We start from the raw sequence: 21,884 nt of genomic DNA, 5'->3' as shown, positions 1-21,884 counted from the left end.
TTATCCTCACTTTATTTCTTCAGGCAGCGGCAGCGGCTGGTTTGCTGCGATGCTCCACGTCGTAGAGCAGACCGCCTTTTCGGGTGTAGACGCCCCAGGTGATGATGAGGCATGTCACGTAGAAGATCAGGAAGGCCCAGAGTGCGGCTTCCGGTCCGCCGGTCATGCTGATCGAGGTGCCGTAACCCTTCGGGATGAAGAAGGCGCCGAAGGCAGCAATGGCCGAGGTGAAGCCGGTGATGGCAGCAGATTCCTTGTCCGCTTCGTGACGGCGTTCTTCCGGGGTGGCGTTGGGCATAAGCCTGTCCATCTCTTTCGACATGATCGCCGGGATCATCTGGAAGGTGGAGGCGTTGCCGATGCCCGTTGCAAAGAACAGCAGGATGAAGGAAGCGAAGAAGCCCCAGAACGCATTCGGCTGATCCTTGATGCCGACGAAGTACAGCACACCCGCCACACCGATCATCATCAGGACGAATGCCCAGATAGTGACGCGACCGCCGCCATATTTATCGGCAAGCCAGCCCGAACCCGACCGCGACAACGCGCCGACGAGGGGTCCGAGGAAGGCGAACTGAAGCGCGTTCACTTCCGGGAACAGGATGTTGGTGAGCAGCGGGAAGCCAGCCGAATAGCCGATGAACGAGCCGAAGGTTCCCGTATAGAGCCAGCACATGATCCAGTTGTGCCTGCGGCGGAAAATGACAGCCTGATCGGCAAACGAAGCCTTGGCTGACGCGATATCGTTCATGCCGAACCAGTTGGCGAAAGCCGTAACGACGATGAACGGCACGAAGAAGAAACCGGCATTCTGCAGCCAGAGCGGCGTGCTGCCGGCTTCGGTTGCGACCATTGCCGGATCGCCGCCAAGCTTGCCGAAGATACCGGCAGTGATGACCAGCGGAACCACGAACTGCACGACGCTGACGCCGAGATTGCCGAGGCCAGCATTGAGCGCTGCCGCATTGCCCTTCTCATGCTTCGGGAAGAAGAACGAGATATTGGACATGGAGGAGGCAAAGTTACCGCCACCGAAGCCGCAGCAGAGCGCCAGAGCCAAGAAGATGAAGTAAGGCGTGTTGGGGTTCTGCACGGCATAGCCGATACCGATGGCCGGAATGACCAGCGACCAGGTGGTCAGGGTGGTCCACAGGCGGCCGCCGAAGATCGGCACCATGAAGGAATAGAAGATGCGGAAGGTCGCGCCCGAAATGCCGGGGAGCGCTGCCAGCCAGAACAGCTGGTCGGTCGTGAATTGGTAGCCGACCAGCGGCAGCTTCGCCACCACCACGGACCAGACCTGCCAGATGGCGAAGGACAGAAGCAGTGCCGGGATCGAAAGCCACAGATTGCGCTTGGCGATCTTCCTTCCCTTCTCTTCCCAGAAGGTCGGATCGTCCGGACGCCAGTCGGTCAGAACGGAATCGCCCTTTGCAGGCTTGACCTCAGCCTTCTTCAGGCCCTGCAATTCGGCAAAGGCCGGAAGCTCTTCCGTCGTCGTGCCTTGCGTGGCGCGTTCCATCTGGCGGATCGAGACATGCATCCACGCAAAGGAAACCGCGACGATGACGAAGAGCAGCATGAAGCAGCTTGTCCACAGGCCAGTCTGGTCCAGCAGCACGCCGAACAGGATCGGCAGAATGAAGCCGCCAAGACCGCCGATCATGCCCACCAGACCGCCGACGGAGCCGACATTGCCCGGATAATAGACCGGAATATGCTTGAAGACGGCTGCCTTGCCCAAGGCCATGAAGAAGCCGAGGATGAAGACGGTGATCGTGAAGCCGATCACGCCCATTTCCGCATGGAAGGCCAGCGGGCCGTTATCGCTCTGGATGACATAATCCGTCGGCGGATAAGACAGTATGAATGTCGCGACCAGCGAGACGGCGAAGGTCCAGTACATGACCCGGCGCGCACCGTAGACATCCGAAAGATGCCCGCCATAGGCGCGGAAAAGGCTGGCCGGGACGGAGAAGAACGCCGCGATGATGCCTGCCAGGCGAATATCGACGCCATAGACATGGATCAGATATTGCGGCAGCCACAGCGCGAGAGCCACAAAGGCGCCGAAGACGAAGAAATAGTAAAGTGAGAAACGCCAGACCTGAATGTTCTTCAGCGGCTCCAGCTCCATCAGCGTGCTGGTCGGCTTTTCACCCTTGCGGCGGCGCTCGACCAGAACGGGATCGTCGCTCGTGGTGAAATAGAAGATCAGCGCCATGACGACCATCGCGGCCGCCCAGACTTCGGCAACCGCGTGCCAGCCGAATGCAACCATGACCATCGGCGCGAAGAACTTCGTCACCGCCGAGCCGACATTGCCCGCGCCGAAAATGCCAAGCGCGACGCCCTGCTTTTCCGGTGGATACCAGCGCGAGACATAGGCGACACCAACCGAGAACGACCCGCCCGCCACGCCGACGCCAAGTGCTGCAATCAGCATCTGCGGATAGGTGGTGGCGTAGGTCAGAAGCCAGGTGGCGACTGCCGAGACCAGCATTGTGAGCGTGAAAATGGCGCGACCGCCGTAGCGATCCGCCCATATGCCCAGAATGACGCGGATCAGCGACCCGGTCAGGATAGGCGTACCGACAAGCAGGCCGAACTGGGTTTCGCTCAGGCCAAGCTCGGATCGAATTTCAATGCCGATGATTGCAAAGATGGTCCAGACCGCAAAACAGACAGTAAAAGCGGTCGTACTCATCGCTAGCGCCGTAGTCTGCGCCCTGGGATTTTCCCCTGCGACATGTTGCATAGGCGTACTCCGAATTGAATACCATGGAAGGTTTCGTTTGCACTTATGCGTCGACTGTCAGATGAATACATTGATTAAGATCAATATCGGTAGACTATTCAAGTTGAATTTTAGATAATCGTACGTTAACACCAAAAATAGATTTAGTTTGACCCAAGTATTGATTAATTCATATTGCATAATTGATATTTATCAAGCATAATTGATTGGTAAAAACTTGAGGCTGAAAGTGAGGTTTAATGCGGAAGGAAGACATCGACGCATTGAGGAATTTGCCGCTTTTTATGGATATGGCAGATGCCACGTTCGAGCGGATCATGCGTCCGAGCTTCGTACAGTCATTTCCACCGCGCACGACCTTGATCAAGGAGGACGAGCCTGCGGACTTTCTGTTCGCGATCCTCGACGGCCTTGTGCTGATGTCGGCGAAATCGGATGACGGCGAGACCGCGCTGGAGATACTGCGCGCCGACGACATCTTCATTCTGGCGGCAGTGCTCAATGACGACGTGTGCCTGCAAACCGCGCAGACACTCACGCCCACCCGCGTGTTGATGGTGCCCTCCAGCCTTGTCCGGGATTTGATGAGCGAGGATGTCGGCTTCATGCGCGCCGTCGTTTTTGAAACCGCACGCTCATATCGCCGCCTGGTCAAGGAACTGAAGACACAGAAGCTGCGAAGCAGCGTGCAGCGCCTCGCCAACTGGATCGTCAGGGAATCGGTGTTAAACAACGGCGCGGAGGTCGTGATGATCCCTTATGAAAAACGGACCCTTGCCGCCTATCTCGGCATGACGCCGGAGAACCTGTCGCGCAATTTTGCGACGCTCGGCTCGCACGGCGTCAGTGTGCAGGCCTCCGCGATCAAGATCACGAACAAGAACAAGCTGCTGCAATTTGCAGCCCCTTCCCATCTGATCGACAGGGAAGAACCGACACGTACGGCCGACAGGGTTTAAGGCCCGCTTTCATCTTCCTGTCAAACAGAACGACTATCCGGTGACTTTCCTGATCGAATGGATATCCGCCATGAAAGCACCTTTTGTTGCACTGTTTCTTACCCTTGCGACCAGTGCCGTTGCACAGGACATGCCGAAGCCGGAACTCATCGGTGCTATCACGTTGCCGACGGGGCTCAAAATTGGCGGCATCGAATTCGGCGGAATTTCCGGCCTCGACTACGACCCGCGTGAAGATGTCTATTACGCCATATCCGACGATCGTTCGGAAAACGCACCTGCGCGCTTCTACAAGCTCAAGCTCGCCATCGACGGTTCCGGCGTGCAAAGCCTTGATATTCTGGAAACTGTCACGCTTCTGGACAAGGCCGGCAAACCATTTGAACTGAAGGATGTGGACCCTGAAAGCATCCGCTTCAACGCGGCCACCGGCACGATCTACTGGTCGAGCGAAGGCGATAAGAACGGTAGGCCCTTTATCGGCGAAGCAAAGACCGACGGCAGCTTCATTCGCGAATTTGCTTTGCCGGAAGCCTACATCCCCGACGAGAGCAAGACACGCGGCGTCCGCAACAATCTGTCTTTTGAAAGCCTGACCATTACACCGGACGGAAAGACGCTTCTGGCGGGAACGGAAAACGCCCTGATACAGGATGGAAACAAGGCGACGCTCGACCATGGCAGCCGTTCACGCATCATCGCTTTTGAGCTCGCATCGGGCAATGTAACGGCAGAATATGCCTATGACACCGACCCGATCTTCACCAAGGCGACGCTGCCGCCCTTCTGGAACGATAACGGTCTGTCGGAATTCGTTGCCGATGGAAACGATCTCCTCACTGTCGAACGATCCTTCGCCATGGGTGTGGGCAATCGCATTACGCTCTACCACGCATCCTTCGGAGGCGCCAGCAATGTGAAAGATATGCCCTCACTGGCCAACCAGTCCGTGGCACCGCTCGGCAAGAAACTTCTCCTCCAGCTCAACGAAGGCGATTTCGGCCTCGACATCGATAATATCGAGGCCATCACCTTCGGGCCGATGGTTGACGGCAAGAGAACGCTGATCCTCGCTTCCGACAATAATTTCAACCACGGTCAGGCCTCGCAGTTCATCGCTTTGAAACTCCCCTGATAGGACAGCGTCTCAGGTCCAGAAATAGCGCACGATATGGAAGAAGACCGGGGCTGAAAAGACAAGGCTGTCGGCGCGGTCGAGCATCCCGCCATGTCCTTCGATCATATGGCCCCAGTCCTTCACGCCGCGATCGCGCTTGATGGCGGAAGCAACAAGCCCGCCGAAGAAGCCCATGATGCATGACGTCGCCGCAAGGGCGCCCGCCTGAACCGGCGAAAACGGCGTCAGCCATGCAAGACCTGCCCCCAGAAGTGAGGCTGCGGCCACCCCGCCCACAAACCCTTCCCAGGTCTTGGATGGCGATATGCCGGGCGCGATGCGATGTTTTCCGAACAGCTTTCCGAAAATATATTGCAGCACATCGCTGCCCTGCACCGTGGCCACCAGAAACGCGATCAGCAGCAGCTTCTTGCCGTCAAAACCGGGAATGTCCAGCGTCATCAAGGCGGGCACATGGCTGATGCAATAGACAGACAGCATGATGCCCCATTGCTGCTCGCTAATGCGCTCCAGAAAGCGCGACGTATCCCCTGAAAGGGCAGTCAGAACCGGCATGGCGAGGAAGCAATAGACCGGGATGAAGATGGAATAGAGCCCGTACCAGTCGATCCAGATCAGATAATATTGCACCGGAATGACCAGCAGGAACATGCCGAGCAGCACGCGGTGGTCGGCGCGTCGTGTCTGCGTCAGCGTCGCATATTCGCGCAAGGCGGCGAATGAGATCAGCGCGAACAGCACGATCACGCCACCCTTCCCGAACAGGAAGGCGATGCACATGGCACCGACCATGATCCACCACGCCTTGATGCGGGCATTGAGATTGACCAGCGTGGATGAAAGCGGCTTCGGCGCGCGCCATGCAAGAACACCGGCAACGGCGCTTGCCGTTATCAGAACGCCCATGAGGCCAAGGAATAACCGGGTCGTTTCACTCATGAGTGATTACCATTCTGAGGCTGAATATCGAGAAGGCTCTGGCGAGCGCGGGCGAGAAATTCCTTACGGTCCTCGCCGTCGCGAAGCTGCACCGGCGCACCGAAAATGACCCGGCACAGAAGCGGCACCGGCAGCATGGCGCCCTTGGGCAGCACGCGCGACATGTTTTCGATCCAGCACGGCACCAGCTCGACATCGGGGCGCGCCAGCGCCAGATTATAGATGCCGGAACGAAAGCGCAGCAGCGCCTCGTCGGTCATGTTGCGCGTGCCTTCGGGAAAAATGATGAGCGAATGGCCATCGGCCAGCGCTTTCAGCATCACCTCCATCGGGTCCTGCGTGCGTTCCACCCAGTTGCGTTCAACGAGTACGGTGCGCAACAGAACTTCTGCCATGAACTGGCGTACGCGGTTGCCCCGCCAGTAATCGGCACCAGCGACGGCACGGGTGCGCGCGCGTTCTTCCTGATCGAGACAGGAGGAAAGCAGGATGAAATCGCCATGACTTGTGTGATTGGCAAAATAGATGCGCTGATTGCGCGACGGACCTGTGCCGCTCCAGATTGGCCGCACGCCGGTAATCCCGCGCGACAGGATTGCCAGAAACGAACCGAAAATCGATTGCACCTGATGGCGGACCAGTTCCCGCATGTTACAGCCCCCATCCCAATGGCTGCCCCAACGGCACTGTGGCCAGCAAAATGAAAAGCACAATACCAAGCCCCATGAAGAACCGCAGACGCCCTATGATCCGTCGCGAGCCTTCAATCCTTGCCGCAAACGGACGGACCGCGCCGTCATTGGAACGCAGGCCCATGCGCTCCAGAATATGGTCCACTTCAGCTAAGCCCGTTTCATCGGAACTGACGATCAACCTGAAGAGCGCAGCATCGAACAGAAGATGCGCTGCAATACCAAGCACGATCAATGCGCTTACCAACAAAAGCGGCCAGATCAGCCAGAAGGCCAGATCATGCACCGGACGCATGAAGGGCGCGACCGCAAGAAGAACGACTGCGAAAGCAATGCCGAGAAAGGCATTGCGGCGCAGAACAATTGCCATGGAGGTTGCAGGCGTATTCATTCCAGTCCCCCGGCCATATGCAGGTGGACCGGCCAGCCTTTGGCGCGGATCAGCACTTCGGCTTCCCGCGCATTGGCGACACGGCCAGTAGAGACGAGCCATCTGACCGCAACTGTTGCGCTGCGCTGAAAACCAAGCGCGCAACAGACAAGAACCGGGCCGTGATGGCGTGCGGATTCAACGGCATCGGAGGCCAGTTGCACCTTTTCCGATGACGGCGCGATCAGATCAATCGTGCCGAAACTTTTCCATTCGATAGAATGGGGTGGCGGCACCATTTCAGCAGCAAGATCAATGACGGCCGCAAAGGATGAGAGTTCTGCGGCCTTTGGAAAACGCCCGAGAAACACCCCGTCGGCAAGCTCGACATGCGGCGGCAGCTTGCGTGTCCAGAACCGCACATTCAGCCGGGCAAAAAGCCGGTAAGGCCAAAGCAGCCAGCGGCTTGCGAGACTGACCGATCCATCTGTCTGCTTCTGGAAAATGCCAGCGCCCGCACCGGAATAGCCAAGAGCCACGATGGCCAGTGCGGTTGCAGGCCAGAGCCAGAAAATCGCATAGCCGGTGACGGTCAGGCCATGGATGGCAAGCACCAGAAACAGGATTGCGCCTGCCAGATAGTAAAATCCGATCCTTCTGGCTTTGGGGTCTGATGTGAACCGAAACTCTGCCAGCGGCGAAGGGCCGCTGCGGGGAAAAAGCCACAAGGCAAACAGGCCAAGCAAAGCGCCTGCCGGAATATCGACCGCGTGGTGCTGATAGGTGGTCAGCACCGACAGACCGATCAGCAGACACCAGACATGCCAGACCACGCGCATGGCATCGCCCATCACGCGGCGCATCTGGTCCCAGATGATAATCAAGAGCGCGATATGCAGTGAAGGCGCCTGATTGAAGGGTTTGTCGAAGCCGCCAAGCACATCGAACATGAAACCCGGAAGACCAGCCGTTGCCGGCTTTACGAAGGTTGCGGTCAACGGAAAAGCGACGAAGCAGAGAACGGCAATAATCTGCGCCGTCAGATAGCGCTTTGCCAGCCGGTCCACCTGGTCCGGACTGTCATTGACGAACAACGCAATCGCATAAAACAGATTGACCGACCAATAGGGAACGATGCTCCACGCGATGAACGGAACTTGGCTTTCCCATCCGAAAGCAAGGTTCGGCACATGGCCTTGCTGCGATGCGAGCCAGTTGGCCGTACCGTAGGTCAGGTAGAAAAAGGGGGCGAGAAACAGAAGCCAAAGGATCGCGCGACGGATCACAGGCCGCCGCGAAGATCCTTCAAGTTCCGTCAAATGCACTGTCACGCTTCGCCGTCTCCCACCCGCTCCGCAATCGAGACAGTGAAAATGCCCCACTGATCGACGCGCTGTTCGATCTTGCGATAACCCGCCTTCTCGACAAGCTGGTCCATTTCGCCCTGCGTGCGGCGGCGCATGACCCATGCCTCGCCGCCACGATGCGACGTCAGCGCCCGCGCGATCATTTCGAGCTGCGGATGCCATGGCTGGTTGGTGTAGATCAGCAATGAGCCGGGTTTCTGCACGCGGGCAAGCCCCGACAGCGAACGATTGATCAACGTATTATCGGGGAAAAGTTCGTAAAGACCGGACACGATGGCAAGGTCCGGCTGCGGCGTGACCGCTGCAAGGCTTTCCTCGTTGAAAGCATCGCCCTCTTCCATATGAGCGATTGCTTCAAGCCCGCGATCCCGGATGAGCTTGTTGCCCGCCAGCACATTGATCGGCGAATAATCGCGCAGGTGAATGCTATCCGGCATTTCGTCGGCACGCACCACCGCATCGATGACATAGCGGCCATGGCCGCAGGCAATGTCGAGAATATTGGTCGAGCGGCCCTCGCTTTTGAGCCGTTTGATCGCTGCACCGATCAGTTCTTCCAGATGCACCTTGCGCTGGCGGATACCCCGCCAGCCGATCGCTTCCAAAAACTGTTTGTCGATGAGCTTGCCGCCCGGCCCGAGGCCGCGCGCTTCATTCTCATAGACATAATCGAGCGTGGAACCGGAATCGAAACCGGTGCGCTTGCCGACTTTCAACCCTTCCGAAAACAACGCACCGAAGGCTATCGAAGCGCGTGTCGATGCCCAGTAAAGCCCCTGCGCGGTCAGAAGCGGCAGCGGGCTCGACAACCGGTCGGCCTCGTCGCGCGTGTGGCCAGCAATATGCGCTTCGGTCAGATCGGCGCGCTGCGGCTTTTCTGCAAAACGGGCCTCGATGAAATCGTGAATGCGTTCGATTGCCGGTTTGCGATGCCGTTCGCCCAGCGTGTCGTGATAGAACCCTTTCAGAACATGACGCTCTTTGATACGGCTGCCGAGATTCTCGAAGAAGCGATGTTGCGGCGCAGGACGCACGACAAAGTCACTGCCGGAAATAAGAAGCTGCGTCGGAACGGTGATCGCCCGCGCATCGTCCACCACGCGCTTTGCCGCCTCGTAGAGTTGCAGCAGGATGTGCGACGCGATGGGCCGCGTGATGAGCGGATCGGTGCGATAGGATTCGATGCGTTCCGGATCGTGAGTCAGGAATTGCGGCTTGACGTAGGAATTGACGTAGAACGTGCCTTTCAGCTTCTGCCAAAGGCCGATGCCTTCCTTGGCGAATGGCACATAGAGCTTGATGTCGAAAGCGGGCGAAGCCAGCACCAGCGCCCGGATATTCGGCGCATAGTCATGCACCCATGCGGCAGCAAGCACCGCGCCGACGCTCTGCGCGATAATTGCCACGTCCTCGATGGCGGTGCCGGTTTCCTGACGGATATGGGTGACGAAACTGTCTAGGTCGCGGATCGACGCGCCGAAGGATGGCGAGAAGCCCCGCACACCCGGCGACTGGCCGTGACCGCGCGCATCCCAGGCATAGAAGGCGTAGTCGTCCAGCCCCAGCTCGTCGACGAGGTGCGCGACGCGGCCGCTGTGCTCATGCCCGCGATGCAGCAGGACGATGACGCCTTTCGGCTTACCGGAGAGTGACGGCCAGAAACGGTAGAACAGCGACGTGCCGTCATGGGTAACGAACTGGCTTTCCTGCGCCGCGCGATGCGGTTTTACTGTGTGCTCGTTCATGCCATCCCCTCTCCTGCTGTTTCCTCATGGGACAATCGCCGCCAATTTCTATTGAGTGAAACAGAATGTTTGAATAAACGAGCTGGAGCGAACCGCAAATAGCTGTTCAATACTTATTCTTCGTTTCCCAAGAGATTCTTGATGTCGGTCTATCAACTCAAGTCGCGTTTCCAGAATTTACTGAGACCTCTTGTCGTGCGACTTGCCGCAGGCGGTGTAACGGCCAATCAGGTTACAGTCGCCGCCGCGCTCGTCTCGGTCATACTTGGCGCTTTTCTGGCCTGGAGCGAGAATGCGGCATGGTTTGCACTCGTCCCGGTCTGGCTGTTTCTGCGCATGGCGCTGAATGCCGTCGACGGAATGCTGGCGCGTGAACATGGGCAGAAATCGACGCTGGGCGCCTATCTCAACGAGATTGGCGACGTGGTTTCCGATGCTGCCCTCTATGCCCCTTTCGCATTGATTGCGCCGTTCACCGGCCCGTGGATTTTCGCAATCATCTTTCTGGCCACCCTGACGGAATTTGCAGGCGTTGCCGGTGCGTCCGCGGGTGCGAGCCGCCGTTATGACGGCCCGATGGGCAAGAGCGACCGCGCCGTCGTCTTTGGCGTGCTCGGCGCGTGGATTGCCATTGATGGCATTCTGCCACAATGGGTTTTCTGGCTGCAGCCGCTCCTTTGCCTGCTTCTGGCCGCAACCACTGTCAAGCGCATCGCAAACGGCATAAACGAAGCAAAGAGCGGGTAAAACGGCTTTCCGGTACTGGTATTGACGCAATTAGGGCTTATGTTGGTCCATTCAATTCCAGCTCAATCGGAGGCCATGCCAATGAAGAAAGCTAAGACTGCTTTTCTGTTTGCGGGCATATTCGCATTTTCATCCGCGCTCAGCCCGGCGCTGGCTGCCAGCAATGGCAGCTCGAAACAAAGGGCGAAGGAAGTCACCGCCGTGGTCGACGCCGTCGCGCAGAAGATGCCCGACCAGCCGATCAATACGGTGATGTATATCCGCTCCAACAATTTCGAGGTTCTGGCAGGCGACTGCACGGTGCGCGCGCATATCGTCTCCTCGGGACACAAGGCGAAAAGCACCTCTCCCGACAAGATCAAGGTCCGGCTCAACAAGCGGCGCTGTGCACGCTAATTCCCGTTGAGTTGAGACTTGGCAACTGTCTTGACGACCCAATCGGCAAAGACGCGCAGGCGGTTGCTCAGATGCCGGTTGGGCGGATAGACCAGATAGATCGGCATCGGATCGATCTCCCACTCCTGAAGGACGGGGCGCAACGTGCCGTTTTTAATGTCGTCCTTCACCATGAATAGGGGTGCTTGCACCACGCCAAGCCCGGCGCGCGCGGCAGCGAGATAGGTGGTCGCCTCATTGGCCGCCACGACATAACGCCCGCTAACCTCGATTTCCTCCGTCCCCTTTTTGAAACGGAACGGCATCTGCTGGCCGGTCGATGGCCGGAAATAGCCGACCACCGTACAATTACGGCTCAGATCGGACGGGTGGAGCGGCATGGAACAACGGTCGAGATATTCGGCGGAAGCACAGGCGATGAAATGCATGTCGCCGATGCGGCGCGCAATCAGCGACTGATCTGTCAGCTCACCGATGCGAATAGCGCAATCGACATTTTCCGCTACATAATCGACAGGCCGGTCCGATACGCCGAGATCGATCTGGATATCGGGATAACGCTGGTGAAACTCGATCAGCGCCGGAATGATGATGAGATTGGCGACCGCGCTTGCCATCTCAACGCGCAGGCGACCCTTGGGCAGGGTCTGCGCGCTCGACAGGCTGCCGTCCAGTTCTGCCAGATCGGCCAGCAATCGTGCAGCGCGCTCATAGTAAAGTGCACCATCCGGTGTTACGAGAACACGGCGGGTCGTGCGGTTGAGGAGTTTTGTGCGCAGATGGGCTTCCAATCCCTGAATGAGATTGCTGATCGTTGCCTTGGGCATATTGAGCGAGGCGGAGGCGCGCGTGAAATTCCCGGTTTCGACAACCCGGAGAAAAGCGCGCATGGCCGAGAGCTGGTCCATTATCAAAAAGCCGTCATTGTTCGAGATTCTGGACAGTGTAACCAATTATAGGGGACTATTCCAGTCTATAGACAATGCTAATATCTAACCATGGCGGTTTGCCGCTATACATGAAGGCCAGGAAAGATGTGTGAGAAGTTTACGGTTGAGACATTGCAAGTTCATGGGCAAGCCCATGGGCAGGCAGGTAGCTCCACCTGCACGGCGCGCGTTTATCGCGGTGCCAAATTGCTCTCTCCGCCGCCGGTGGTGTTGCACCTTCACGGCGGGGCTTTCTCGGTCAACTGCCTTGGCGCCTGCGAGCGCGTTGCCGAAACACTTGCCGAGGCAGGTGCGGTGGTCGTTTCGCCGGAATATTCGTCGGCCTGTCTCAACCCGTTTCCGGCGGCGCTTGAGGTGGCCTATTCTATCCTGACTTCGATGCGCGCGCGTTGCCCCGAATTTGCGCACAAGAAGTCGATGCTGTTCGTCGCCGGTGAAGAGGCGGGCGGTAATATTGCTGCTGGCGTGGCCCTCATGGCGCGCGATCAGAATCTGACGGACCTCAAGGGTCAGATACTGCTTTCGCCCATGCTCGATCCCTGCCTCGCCACGGCGTCTTTCCGCAAATACTGCCCGGAAAGCGCCGTTCAGACGATGTCGGATGGCTGGCAGCATTATCTGGGCGAGTGTGCGGGTTTCGCCCACCCCTATGCGGCACCCGCTCTGTGTACGCGTCTTGCCGGTCTGGTGCCGACATTACTCGTCACCAGTGCCGAATGTCCGATGCGCGATGAAACGCAGGCCTATGCCGAGCGTCTTCGTCAGGCGGGCGTGAAAGTCCAATCGCATGTCCTGTCCGGAAAAGCGGGCTGGATACCCGAAAACAAGGTGGCGGGCACCGACTGGTCGCCACAGGAACATAAACTCATCGACCTGTTTTCCGATTTCTTCCGGCAGGCAGGCGCAAAGCCAATCGCAGCATAACATCAGATCTGAAGTCCTCCCAAGCTTTGACCTGATGCCCCATTGAAGCCGGCCCCCACCGGTTAGAGCAAAGCTCTAACCTCCTTTATTGAAAGCATAATCTGACCGATCCTCGTTCCACTCCGGTCGGATTATGCTGTAGGAGAGACTATAATGACATCGATCACAGCCCGCCGGGCCCTCTGGGGCGCCGGTCTGAGTATCCTATTGTCTGCGGCAGGCGGCACCGCCATCTTCTTTGGTGCTCCGCATCTTAAAGCCGATGCCGCAACCGATATTTCCGCTCCACCGCCTGCCGTTCCGGTTTCTGTTGCCAAGGCGGAATCGCGTCGCATTGCGACCTGGGAAGAATTTTCCGGTCGTCTGGAAGCGATTGACCGGGTTGAAATTCGCCCGCGCGTCGGCGGCGCTATCCTCAAAGCTCATTTCCGCGAAGGCGCGCTGGTGAAACAGGGCGACCTGCTCGTGACCATCGATCCAGAGCCCTATGCGGCAGCGGTCGAAAAGGCGAAAGCGCAGGTTTCCGCCGAAGAAGCCCGCGTTGCGCTGGCCAAGACCGAACTGGAACGCGGGCGCCAGCTCGTGACCACCCGCACCATCGCCCAGAGCGGCCTCGACCAGCGTTCCAGCGCCTATGACGAGGCGCAGGCAAGCCTGCGTTCCGCCAAGGCGACCCTTCGCTCCGCCGAGCTTGACCTTCAATATACGCAAGTGCGCGCGCCTATCTCCGGTCGCGTCGGGCGACTGGAAGTGACCGCAGGCAATCTGGTTGCCGCAAGTTCCGCCTCTCCGGTCCTGACCACGCTCGTTTCGGTCGATCCGATCTATGCAAGCTTCAGCGCCAATGAGGAAGTCGTCACCAGAGCGCTTGCCAGGCTTGCCGCCTCGCCCGGCGGAAACGCGATCGAGCGCATTCCGGTGCAGATCGGCACGGCTTCCGATGAAGGCACGCCGATTTCCGGCCATATCCAGCTCATCAACAATGAAGTCGATGCCACGACCGGCACGATCCGCGTTCGTGCGGCAATCGATAACCCGGATGGAAGGCTGATACCCGGCCAGTTTGTCCGCATCCGCTTCGGCACACCGGAACCGGATGAAAAACTGGTGGTGAGCGACCGGGCGATTTCTTCCGATCAGGACAAGAAGTTCGTCTTCGTGGTCGGTGCGGATAACAAGATTGAATACCGGCAAGTGGTTCTCGGTCGCAATTATGACGGGTTGCGCATTATCGAAAGCGGGTTGAAGCCCGGCGAGAATATCGTCGTCAACGGCCTGCAGCGCATTCGTCCGGGCGTGGTCGTCGTACCGCAGCCCGTCACCGAAACACTTGCCAAAAACTGAATTAAAACGGCGCGCCTGAGCGCGCGCTAACCGCAAATGCTCAGCCTCAGCACAACCCGCGAAATCTGCCGATTTCGCGGGCCGGGAGAGTCTTTGCCCATCCGCCTAAAGGGGGATAAACAGATGAACTTTTCTCGCTTTTTCGTCGACCGTCCGGTCTTCGCTGGCGTTCTGTCGGTCCTGATCTTCGTTGCCGGTCTGATCGGCATGACAGGTCTGCCGATCTCGGAATATCCGGAAGTCGTGCCGCCGCAGATCGTGGTTCGCGCGCAATATCCGGGCGCCAACCCGGCCGTTATTTCCCAAACCGTCGCCACGCCGCTTGAAGAACAGATCAACGGTGTCGAGGGCATGCTTTACATGCAGAGTCAGGCGACCGCCGATGGTGTCATGACGCTGACCGTCACGTTTGCGCTCGGCACCGATCCCGATCAGGCTCAGCAGCTGGTGCAGAACCGGATATCGCAGGCCGAACCGCGCCTGCCGGAAGAAGTGCGCACGCTTGGCGTTACCACCGCCAAAAGCTCGCCCGACCTCACGCTCGTCGTACACCTTATTTCTCCCGATGGGCGATATGACGTGAACTATCTGCGCAACTATGCCGTTTTGAACGTCAAGGACCGTATCGCCCGTGTTCCGGGCGTCGGTCAGGTGCAGATATTCGGCGGCGGTGATTATTCGATGCGCGTCTGGATTGACCCGCAGAAAGCTGCCGAACGCGGACTTTCCGCAAGCGACATCGCCAATGCCATCCGCCAGCAGAACGTTCAGGCCGCTGCCGGTGTCATCGGTGCATCGCCGTCCGTTTCGGGCCTCGACCTTCAGCTATCCGTCAATGCGCAAGGCCGTCTCCAGTCACCGGAGGAATTTGCCAATATCGTGGTGAAATCGGGCAGCGAAGGTGAAATCACCCGGCTGGGCGATGTTGCGCGTGTCGAAATGGGCGCCGCTGATTATTCCCTGCGCTCGCTCCTCGACAACAAGTCAGCGGTTGGCATGGGTGTGTTTCAGGCACCCGGCTCCAATGCGCTTGAAATTTCCGAAAACGTCCATGCCGCCATGGCCGACCTGAAGAAAACCATGCCGGAAGGCGTGGATTTCGACATCGTCTATGACACGACGGCGTTTGTGAAAGCCTCGATTGAATCGGTCATTCATACCCTGCTTGAAGCCATCGTGCTGGTGGTGATCGTCGTTATCCTGTTCCTGCAGACATGGCGCGCCTCCATCATCCCGCTGGTCGCCGTTCCCGTCTCCATCGTCGGCACGTTCGCGGTGATGTATGTGTTCGGCTTCTCCATCAATGCGCTCAGCCTTTTCGGCCTCGTGCTTGCCATCGGCATCGTGGTCGATGACGCCATCGTGGTGGTGGAAAATGTCGAGCGCAATATCGAGCAGGGGCTGTCCCCGGTCGAAGCCACCTATCGCGCCATGCAGGAAGTGTCCGGACCGATCATCGCCATCGCGCTGGTGCTGGTCGCTGTCTTCGTGCCGCTTGCCTTCATCACCGGCCTGACCGGCCAGTTCTACCGCCAGTTCGCGCTCACCATCGCGATCTCGACCGTGATCTCCGCCTTCAACTCGCTGACGCTTTCGCCTGCCCTGGCAGCTCTCCTTCTGCGCGGTCACGATGCACCGAAGGATCGGCTTACCCGCATCATGGACAGGCTGTTCGGCTGGTTCTTCCGTGGCTTCAACCGTTTCTTCGGTGCAAGCTCGGAAGCCTATGGGCGCGGCGTTGGCAGCATTCTCTCGCGCAAGTCGCTGGTGATGGGGCTCTATGTCGTGCTGCTCGGCGTCACCTTCGTGCTGTTCCGTGCGGTGCCCGGCGGCTTCGTTCCAGCGCAGGACAAGCAATATCTGATCGGCTTTGCGCAATTGCCGGATGCGGCAACGCTCGACCGTTCGGAAGACGTGATCCGCCGCATGAGTGACATCGCGCTCAAGCATCCGGGTGTGGCCAATGCCATCGCCTTCCCCGGCCTATCGATCAATGGTTTCACCAACTCGTCGAACTCCGGCATCGTTTTCGTGACGCTGAAGCCGTTTGAGGAGCGCAAGACCCCGGAACTTTCGGCCAATGCGATCACGGCAGACCTGAACCAGCAGTTCGGTGCCATTCAGGATGCTTTCATCGCCATGTTCCCGCCGCCGCCGGTTCAGGGTCTCGGCACGACAGGCGGCTTCAAGCTCCAGCTTGAGGATCGCAACGGGCTTGGCTTCAAGGCGCTGGACGATGCGACCAAGGCGTTTCTCGCCAAGGCGTATCAGACGCCCGAGCTGGCCGGTCTCTATTCGAGCTACCAGATCAACGTGCCGCAGCTTTATGCCGATCTCGACCGCACGAAGGCGCGTCAGTTAGGCGTAGCGGTGACCGATGTGTTTGAAACCCTGCAGATCTATCTCGGTTCGCTCTATGTCAACGACTTCAATGCCTTTGGACGCACCTATAGCGTGCGCATTCAGGCTGATGCGAATTACAGAAGCCATGCCGAGGATATCGGCAAGCTGAAGGTTCGTTCGCAATCGGGCGAGATGATCCCGCTGTCGGCCCTCCTGAAAGTCGAGCAAACCGTGGGTGCAGAACGCGCCATCCGTTATAACGGCTTCCTTTCCGCCGATATCAACGGCAACCCGGCCCCCGGTTTCTCGTCCGGTGAGGCGCAGGCTGCCATCGAACGGATTGCACAGGAAACCTTGCCTCCGGGCATCGCTTTCGAGTGGACGGATCTGACCTACCAGCAGATCCTGGCCGGCAATTCGGGCTTCCTCGTCTTCCCGCTGGCGCTGCTGCTGGTCTATCTGGTGCTGGCTGCGCAATATGAAAGCCTTGCCCTGCCGTTGTCGATCATCATGATCGTGCCGATGGGGATCATGGCAGCGCTCACCGGCGTCTGGCTGACCGGAGGTGACAACAATGTCTTCACCCAGATCGGCTTGATCGTCCTTGTGGGACTATCGGCGAAGAACGCGATCCTGATCGTGGAATTCGCCCGCGAGCTGGAGCTTTCCGGACGAAGTGTCGTGCAAGCTGCAGTCGAGGCAAGCCGGTTGCGTCTGCGTCCGATCCTGATGACCTCGATGGCCTTCATCATGGGCGTGGTGCCTCTGGTGACTTCGACCGGTGCCGGTGCGGAAATGCGCTCGGCCATGGGTATCGCGGTCTTCGCAGGCATGATCGGCGTGACTGCCTTCGGCATCTTCATGACGCCGGTGTTCTATGTGCTGATCCGCAAGCTCTCCGGCGAACGTCCGTTGAAACATGCAGGCGCCAGGATCGAGGCCCCGCATCTGGCTCCGGGCGAATAGCTGGTGGCGTCTTCCCCACATCTTCATGAAGGGCCGGAGCAATCCGGCCCTTTCTCCATGCAAATTGTGGACCGGCGTGCCATGGTCGCGATATCGCCCGAATCTCTTTTTTAAGAGGAGGCTTGCCCAATGCATGAAGGAGAAGATTGTTGCAGAAGCCCGGTTTGCTTGCCCTCGCCCTTGTTGTCACAGCATTGACTGCGTGTTCCGAAACGACGCCCGGTCCTTCGGCAAGTGCCGCGCCTGCAAAACCGCCCGTCGACCCCACACCCATCACCGGCAACTGGTGCAGCCCCGATGGCCAGCGCTTCTCCATTTCCGGCGAGCGTTTCGACAGCCGCGACAGCCAATGTTCGGTCACGCGGATGAACAATTACGAAGGCACGTTTACCGTCGCCATGTCCTGCAATGCCAATGGCCAGCAGTCAAAAGAAAACATCACCATTTCACCCGTTGGCCAGACGCTACATATCTCGTTCCTGTCCATGGGCGGCAAGCGCGCAGTGGTGAGCCGCTGCGCCTCCTGAACGAGGCCGAAATCACATTAAGGCAGAACCATGATTTGGCGCGATTTTCGCGCCAAATACGTTTTTGCGAAAAGAAACGATATATTTTCCCATCAGGAATTGCGGCGAAGAACCGGCGAAATTACGGCCAAAACGTGGCGGGCGACTTTCGAAAAATGATGTGATGCGACAGGCTGGCCAGGCTCTGCTAAACTTGCCGTTGCAATGCCACATCCAAACTGAAGGGAGACAGACATGAAAGTCGTGTTCGTGACTACCGCTGTCCTCGCTCTGTCGGTTACAGCTGCGATGGCAGACTGCACCTATCATAGTGCTCAATCCTCCACGAAGATGGAGAAGCCCCAAACCACTGCAAGCATTCAGACAACGGCACCGGAACAGAAATAAACGCCGGAAACTGTTTGAAGCTGAACTGCCATATCTTCATTTGTGACGGTCGTTGCCATGAGCAGCAATCGTCACAAATTTTATTGAAGCGTTTCCAGCAACAATACGGATAAAAAGCAAAAAAAGCGCGCCCTCCAGATGAAGGACGCGAAAGAGTTGCAAGCTCGCTCTGATCGACGAACCCGAACGGCAGGTTCACAAGGCTCGACCAGATGCAGTCGGCCATTCTTGTCCAGAAAGCATTCGTTAAAGGCAGGATCGGTTTTTATTCGTAGCTCGAAACGTATCGTTCCGAGAGTAACCGTTATCGCCGCTTCCGCGCTATCCGGACTGGTTGGCTGCCTATCGACCCCGACTCCCCGCGGTCGATAAGCAGCCCCCGCCCAATTTTTGCGCCAGCCTCCTAAGCCCCAACAGGCCGACGCTCATTTAGTGAACGCTCTAGTAGCTAAAAACAATTCCCCTATTCAGGGGGGTGCGCCACAAAGAAGAACCCACCATTTCATTCAAAAATGACTTGTAACCACCGGTAGATATTGAAAGATCCCGTGAATCCGTTTGATATTTATTTAGAATTGGACCAAATTTTTTTATGTTATGTGTGAGTTGATGCTTTTGAAGGGGGATTTCACTCAGCAAGTTCAAGAGAATCTTGAAATTGCGCGCGTCCTCCCATTTAAGCTTCGATACATTCGCAATTTTCGTTTCTGGAGAATCTCACGTGTCATGCGCAAACTGGATGTTCGCTTTCCGGCGTCTTCTGGCGCTCCGGGCACTGATCGCGCTTTTCGCCATCTGCCAAATCACCCATTTCACCGGCGCAGCCAATGCTGCGCCACCCACCATTTTGACCATCGTCGCTCCGGATGGCACGACACGCGCGCTGACTGGCGAAGACTTCACAAAACTGCCGCAGAACACATTGCAGACGAACACGGCCTGGACCGAAGGCCCGCAGAGTTTTGACGGGGTCCTGCTGCGCGACGTTCTGGCGACGGTGGGCGTCGACGGAAAAGATGCGACCAGCCATTCGATTACGGTGCTGGCGCTCAACGATTACAGTATCAGCATTCCGCTGGAAGACGCCTATAAATACGACGTCCTCGTTGCACACAAGATGAACGGCAAGGAGTTGAACCGGCGTGACAAGGGACCATACTGGATCGTCTACCCGCGCGACCAGCATGAGGAGTTGAACGATTCGCGCTATGATCATCGCTGGGCATGGCAGCTGAAGCAGATCGAGGTGAAATGAGACTCAAGCGGGGCTATATTCTTTCCGGCCTGGTCATGGTGGGTTTTGCAGCCCTGCTCGCTTATGCTTTCATCCAGCTTCTCGAAATCCAGAAGTCGCTCGCGACCTATGTCGGCGAGAACATGGTCTGGGCGATCACCCAGACCGAGCGCGACGCCGGGCGCCTGGGTGAAACGGCACTGACATTTCCGAGCGGCAACGCCAACACCGCCGATCTCTCACTCCGTCTTGACGTGCTTTACAGCCGCTTTGCGCTTCTGGCCGATGCCCCGCAGAAGAAATATTTCGCGCGCATTCCGGGCGGCGCCCAAACCATCCAGCGCAATGCCGACCGGCTTCCCGAGATCGAGGCGATGATCGACGCGGAGCCGGAAAAATTCGACCCGGTTGCCATTTACGAGGCACTCGTTCCCATGCGCGAGGAGCTGACCAAGGTTGCCAATGATGCGATGATCCTGGAGCGCGACCGCGGCGGCGCGCAGCGCGACCAGCAGTTGCAATCGATCTATCTCATCATGTTCGCGGTGCTGGGCATCATGGCCACCGGGGGCATTCTGTCATGGCAGGTATTTTCCAACATGCGCAAGGCCGAGCGCGCCCACAAGGCGCTGCAGGAGTACAAGCAGCAACTGGAACACACTGTTGCCGACCGCACCGCTGCCCTGCGCGAGGCACTGGAAAGCGAGCGCAAGGCCAAGGAACTCTACAAGAGTTTCATTACTACCGTCTCGCACCAGTTCCGCACGCCCGTATCGATCATCGACATCATTGCCCAGCGCTTCATCCGCCGTGCCGACGAATTCACGCCAGAAATCATCATCGACAAGGCAAAACGTATGCGCAATGCCAGCCGCCGCCTGATCCTGCTTCTGGAAAGCACGGCCAATGCGGAACGTCTCGATGAGAATGGCTTCCAGATCAACCGGCAGCCGGTTGATTTTTCGGAACTGGTCCGCAATACCTGCGCTTACCATCAGGAGCTGCATCCCGAACTGGAACTGGTGACAGACATACAGGACAGCGAGACTTTCTGTTATTGCGACAGTATTCTGGTCGAGCAAATTCTGGTCAACCTGCTCGGCAATGCCACCAAATATTCCCCTGCCGACAAGCCTATCGAAGTGACCACGGAAGAAGACGACAACGAATTCCGCTGCATCGTTCGCGATTATGGCATCGGCATACCGGCGGAGGATACCGACCGCATCTTCACCCGCTTTTTCCGCGCCAGCAACGCATCGCACATGGCCGGTACGGGCCTTGGCCTCAGCCTGTCACGCGCGCTGGCCGAATTGCACGGCGGAACGCTTGTCTTCACTTCGATTGAAGGACAAGGTACGGTATTCATTCTGTCTCTACCAAAGGTGGCCCCCCATGCGACTGCCTGAAACTCCTCGCACGCCCACCGTCCTCTGCATCGAGGACGAGGCGCATATTCTTGAAGAACTGATCGATGAACTGAGCACTTCGGGTTTCAACGCGGTCGGTGCAGCCAACGCAGCCGAGGCGCTGCACACTCTGGGCACGACGATACCCGACATCATCATCTGCGATATATTGATGCCCGGCACCAACGGCTTGCAGTTTCTGGAACAGATTCGCAGTTCCCGCGCCGACCTTGCCGGAACGCCGTTCCTGTTTCTGACCGCGCTCGCGGACCGCAGCCACGAGCTGGCTGGCAGGGAAGCAGGCGCCGATGACTATCTCACGAAACCGATCGATTTCGACGTCCTCATTCTCACAATCCGCGCCAGGCTCAATCTGGTCGCGCGGGTGAAAGCCATATCCGCCCATCCGGCAGCAACAGAACCGGAAGGTGAGTTCATCCACCTTTCACGCCGGGAAACCGAAGTGCTGAAAGAGATCGGAGTCGGACACAGGAATGGCGAGATTGCCCGCAAGCTTGGGCTGTCGGAACACACGGTCAGCGACTATGTAAAGGCCATCTATCAAAAGCTGAGCGTTTCTTCCCGCGCCGAAGCAACCCGTGAAGCAATCAGGCGCGGTCTGGTCGATATGAGATAAGCGAGTAAATTCAAACATATTTGTTTGGGGATGACCGGCAATGATCTCGACA

General features: G+C 57.9%; 18 protein-coding genes. 11 read left to right on the top strand and 7 right to left on the bottom strand.

Translation table 11 applies throughout. From position 1 onward, the window contains the following. Positions 1-19: 19 nt before the first annotated feature. Positions 20-2,758: a nitrate/nitrite transporter gene (locus JNC70_RS03875; protein ID WP_104755641.1), complete on the bottom strand. Its 2,739-nt coding sequence runs from the start codon at positions 2,756-2,758 to the stop codon at positions 20-22. 239 nt (positions 2,759-2,997) lie between these two features. Between JNC70_RS03875 and JNC70_RS03870 the strand changes: the two genes are divergently transcribed. Both JNC70_RS03870 and JNC70_RS03865 read left to right on the top strand, forming a co-directional pair. After that, entirely contained in the window at positions 2,998-3,717 is a 720-nt protein-coding gene (locus tag JNC70_RS03870; protein WP_211693519.1) for a cyclic nucleotide-binding domain-containing protein, read from the top strand. A gap of 70 nt (positions 3,718-3,787) precedes the next feature. Then, entirely contained in the window at positions 3,788-4,852 is a 1,065-nt protein-coding gene (locus JNC70_RS03865; RefSeq protein ID WP_104755643.1) for an esterase-like activity of phytase family protein, read from the top strand. A gap of 12 nt (positions 4,853-4,864) precedes the next feature. On the opposite strand, the gene JNC70_RS03860 is transcribed toward JNC70_RS03865, so the two are convergent. From JNC70_RS03860 to JNC70_RS03840, 5 genes are read right to left on the bottom strand one after another with little or no spacing between them, the layout of a single operon-like run. Further along, complete coding sequence (locus JNC70_RS03860; protein WP_104755644.1) at positions 4,865-5,794, bottom strand: phosphatidate cytidylyltransferase; 930 nt, start codon at positions 5,792-5,794, stop codon at positions 4,865-4,867. Next, a complete protein-coding gene (locus JNC70_RS03855; protein ID WP_104755645.1) occupies positions 5,791-6,444 on the bottom strand; it encodes a lysophospholipid acyltransferase family protein in 654 nt (217 codons plus the stop codon). The genes JNC70_RS03860 and JNC70_RS03855 overlap by 4 nt, the downstream gene beginning before the upstream one ends. 1 nt (position 6,445) lies before the next feature. After that, entirely contained in the window at positions 6,446-6,877 is a 432-nt protein-coding gene (locus tag JNC70_RS03850) for a hypothetical protein (protein WP_104755646.1), read from the bottom strand. Beyond that, a complete protein-coding gene (locus JNC70_RS03845) occupies positions 6,874-8,187 on the bottom strand; it encodes a phosphatase PAP2/dual specificity phosphatase family protein (RefSeq protein ID WP_104755647.1) in 1,314 nt (437 codons plus the stop codon). The genes JNC70_RS03850 and JNC70_RS03845 overlap by 4 nt, the downstream gene beginning before the upstream one ends. Then, complete coding sequence (locus JNC70_RS03840) at positions 8,184-9,968, bottom strand: bifunctional alpha/beta hydrolase/class I SAM-dependent methyltransferase (protein WP_104755648.1); 1,785 nt, start codon at positions 9,966-9,968, stop codon at positions 8,184-8,186. The genes JNC70_RS03845 and JNC70_RS03840 overlap by 4 nt, the downstream gene beginning before the upstream one ends. A gap of 141 nt (positions 9,969-10,109) precedes the next feature. Here JNC70_RS03840 and JNC70_RS03835 point away from each other — a divergent pair, with 141 nt between their 5' ends. Next, the gene (locus JNC70_RS03835; RefSeq protein WP_104755649.1) at positions 10,110-10,715 is read left to right on the top strand and encodes a CDP-alcohol phosphatidyltransferase family protein; all 606 of its coding nucleotides are present in this window, start codon (positions 10,110-10,112) and stop codon (positions 10,713-10,715) included. Positions 10,716-10,796: 81 nt separating this feature from the next. Beyond that, the gene (locus JNC70_RS03830; RefSeq protein ID WP_104755650.1) at positions 10,797-11,111 is read left to right on the top strand and encodes a hypothetical protein; all 315 of its coding nucleotides are present in this window, start codon (positions 10,797-10,799) and stop codon (positions 11,109-11,111) included. On the opposite strand, the gene JNC70_RS03825 is transcribed toward JNC70_RS03830, so the two are convergent. Next, positions 11,108-12,019, bottom strand: a complete 912-nt coding sequence (locus JNC70_RS03825; protein ID WP_104755651.1) for a LysR family transcriptional regulator — start codon at positions 12,017-12,019, stop codon at positions 11,108-11,110. The two genes, JNC70_RS03830 and JNC70_RS03825, sit on opposite strands and share 4 nt — an antisense overlap. A 126-nt stretch (positions 12,020-12,145) precedes the next feature. Here JNC70_RS03825 and JNC70_RS03820 point away from each other — a divergent pair, with 126 nt between their 5' ends. From JNC70_RS03820 to JNC70_RS03790, 7 genes are all read left to right on the top strand, one after another. Continuing rightward, a complete protein-coding gene (locus JNC70_RS03820; protein ID WP_104755652.1) occupies positions 12,146-12,985 on the top strand; it encodes an alpha/beta hydrolase in 840 nt (279 codons plus the stop codon). Positions 12,986-13,138: 153 nt separating this feature from the next. Next, positions 13,139-14,329, top strand: a complete 1,191-nt coding sequence (locus JNC70_RS03815; RefSeq protein WP_104755653.1) for an efflux RND transporter periplasmic adaptor subunit — start codon at positions 13,139-13,141, stop codon at positions 14,327-14,329. A 123-nt stretch (positions 14,330-14,452) separates the two neighbouring features. Beyond that, positions 14,453-17,638 carry an efflux RND transporter permease subunit gene (locus JNC70_RS03810; RefSeq protein ID WP_104755654.1) on the top strand — a complete coding sequence of 1,062 codons (3,186 nt, stop codon included), beginning with the start codon at positions 14,453-14,455 and terminating at the stop codon, positions 17,636-17,638. Between the two features lie 149 nt (positions 17,639-17,787). Continuing rightward, on the top strand, positions 17,788-18,165 hold the full coding sequence (locus tag JNC70_RS03805; protein WP_104755655.1) for a hypothetical protein: 378 nt from the start codon (positions 17,788-17,790) through the stop codon (positions 18,163-18,165). 1,108 nt (positions 18,166-19,273) lie between these two features. Beyond that, positions 19,274-19,807, top strand: coding sequence for a putative pterin-binding protein (locus JNC70_RS03800; RefSeq protein ID WP_245414755.1), 534 nt, complete (start codon positions 19,274-19,276; stop codon positions 19,805-19,807). Then, the gene (locus tag JNC70_RS03795; protein ID WP_104755656.1) at positions 19,804-21,195 is read left to right on the top strand and encodes a sensor histidine kinase; all 1,392 of its coding nucleotides are present in this window, start codon (positions 19,804-19,806) and stop codon (positions 21,193-21,195) included. Before JNC70_RS03800 ends, JNC70_RS03795 begins: the two co-directional genes overlap by 4 nt. Continuing rightward, positions 21,182-21,832 (top strand): response regulator transcription factor, encoded by a 651-nt coding sequence (locus tag JNC70_RS03790; protein WP_104755657.1) that lies wholly within the window; start codon positions 21,182-21,184, stop codon positions 21,830-21,832. The genes JNC70_RS03795 and JNC70_RS03790 overlap by 14 nt, the downstream gene beginning before the upstream one ends. Positions 21,833-21,884: the final 52 nt, after the last annotated feature.

The organism is Brucella oryzae (assembly GCF_041929965.1).
GTDB classification, from domain to species: domain Bacteria; phylum Pseudomonadota; class Alphaproteobacteria; order Rhizobiales; family Rhizobiaceae; genus Brucella; species Brucella oryzae.
Note: the sequence above shows the minus strand (reverse complement) of the source record. Positions and strands in the feature narration are given on the sequence as shown.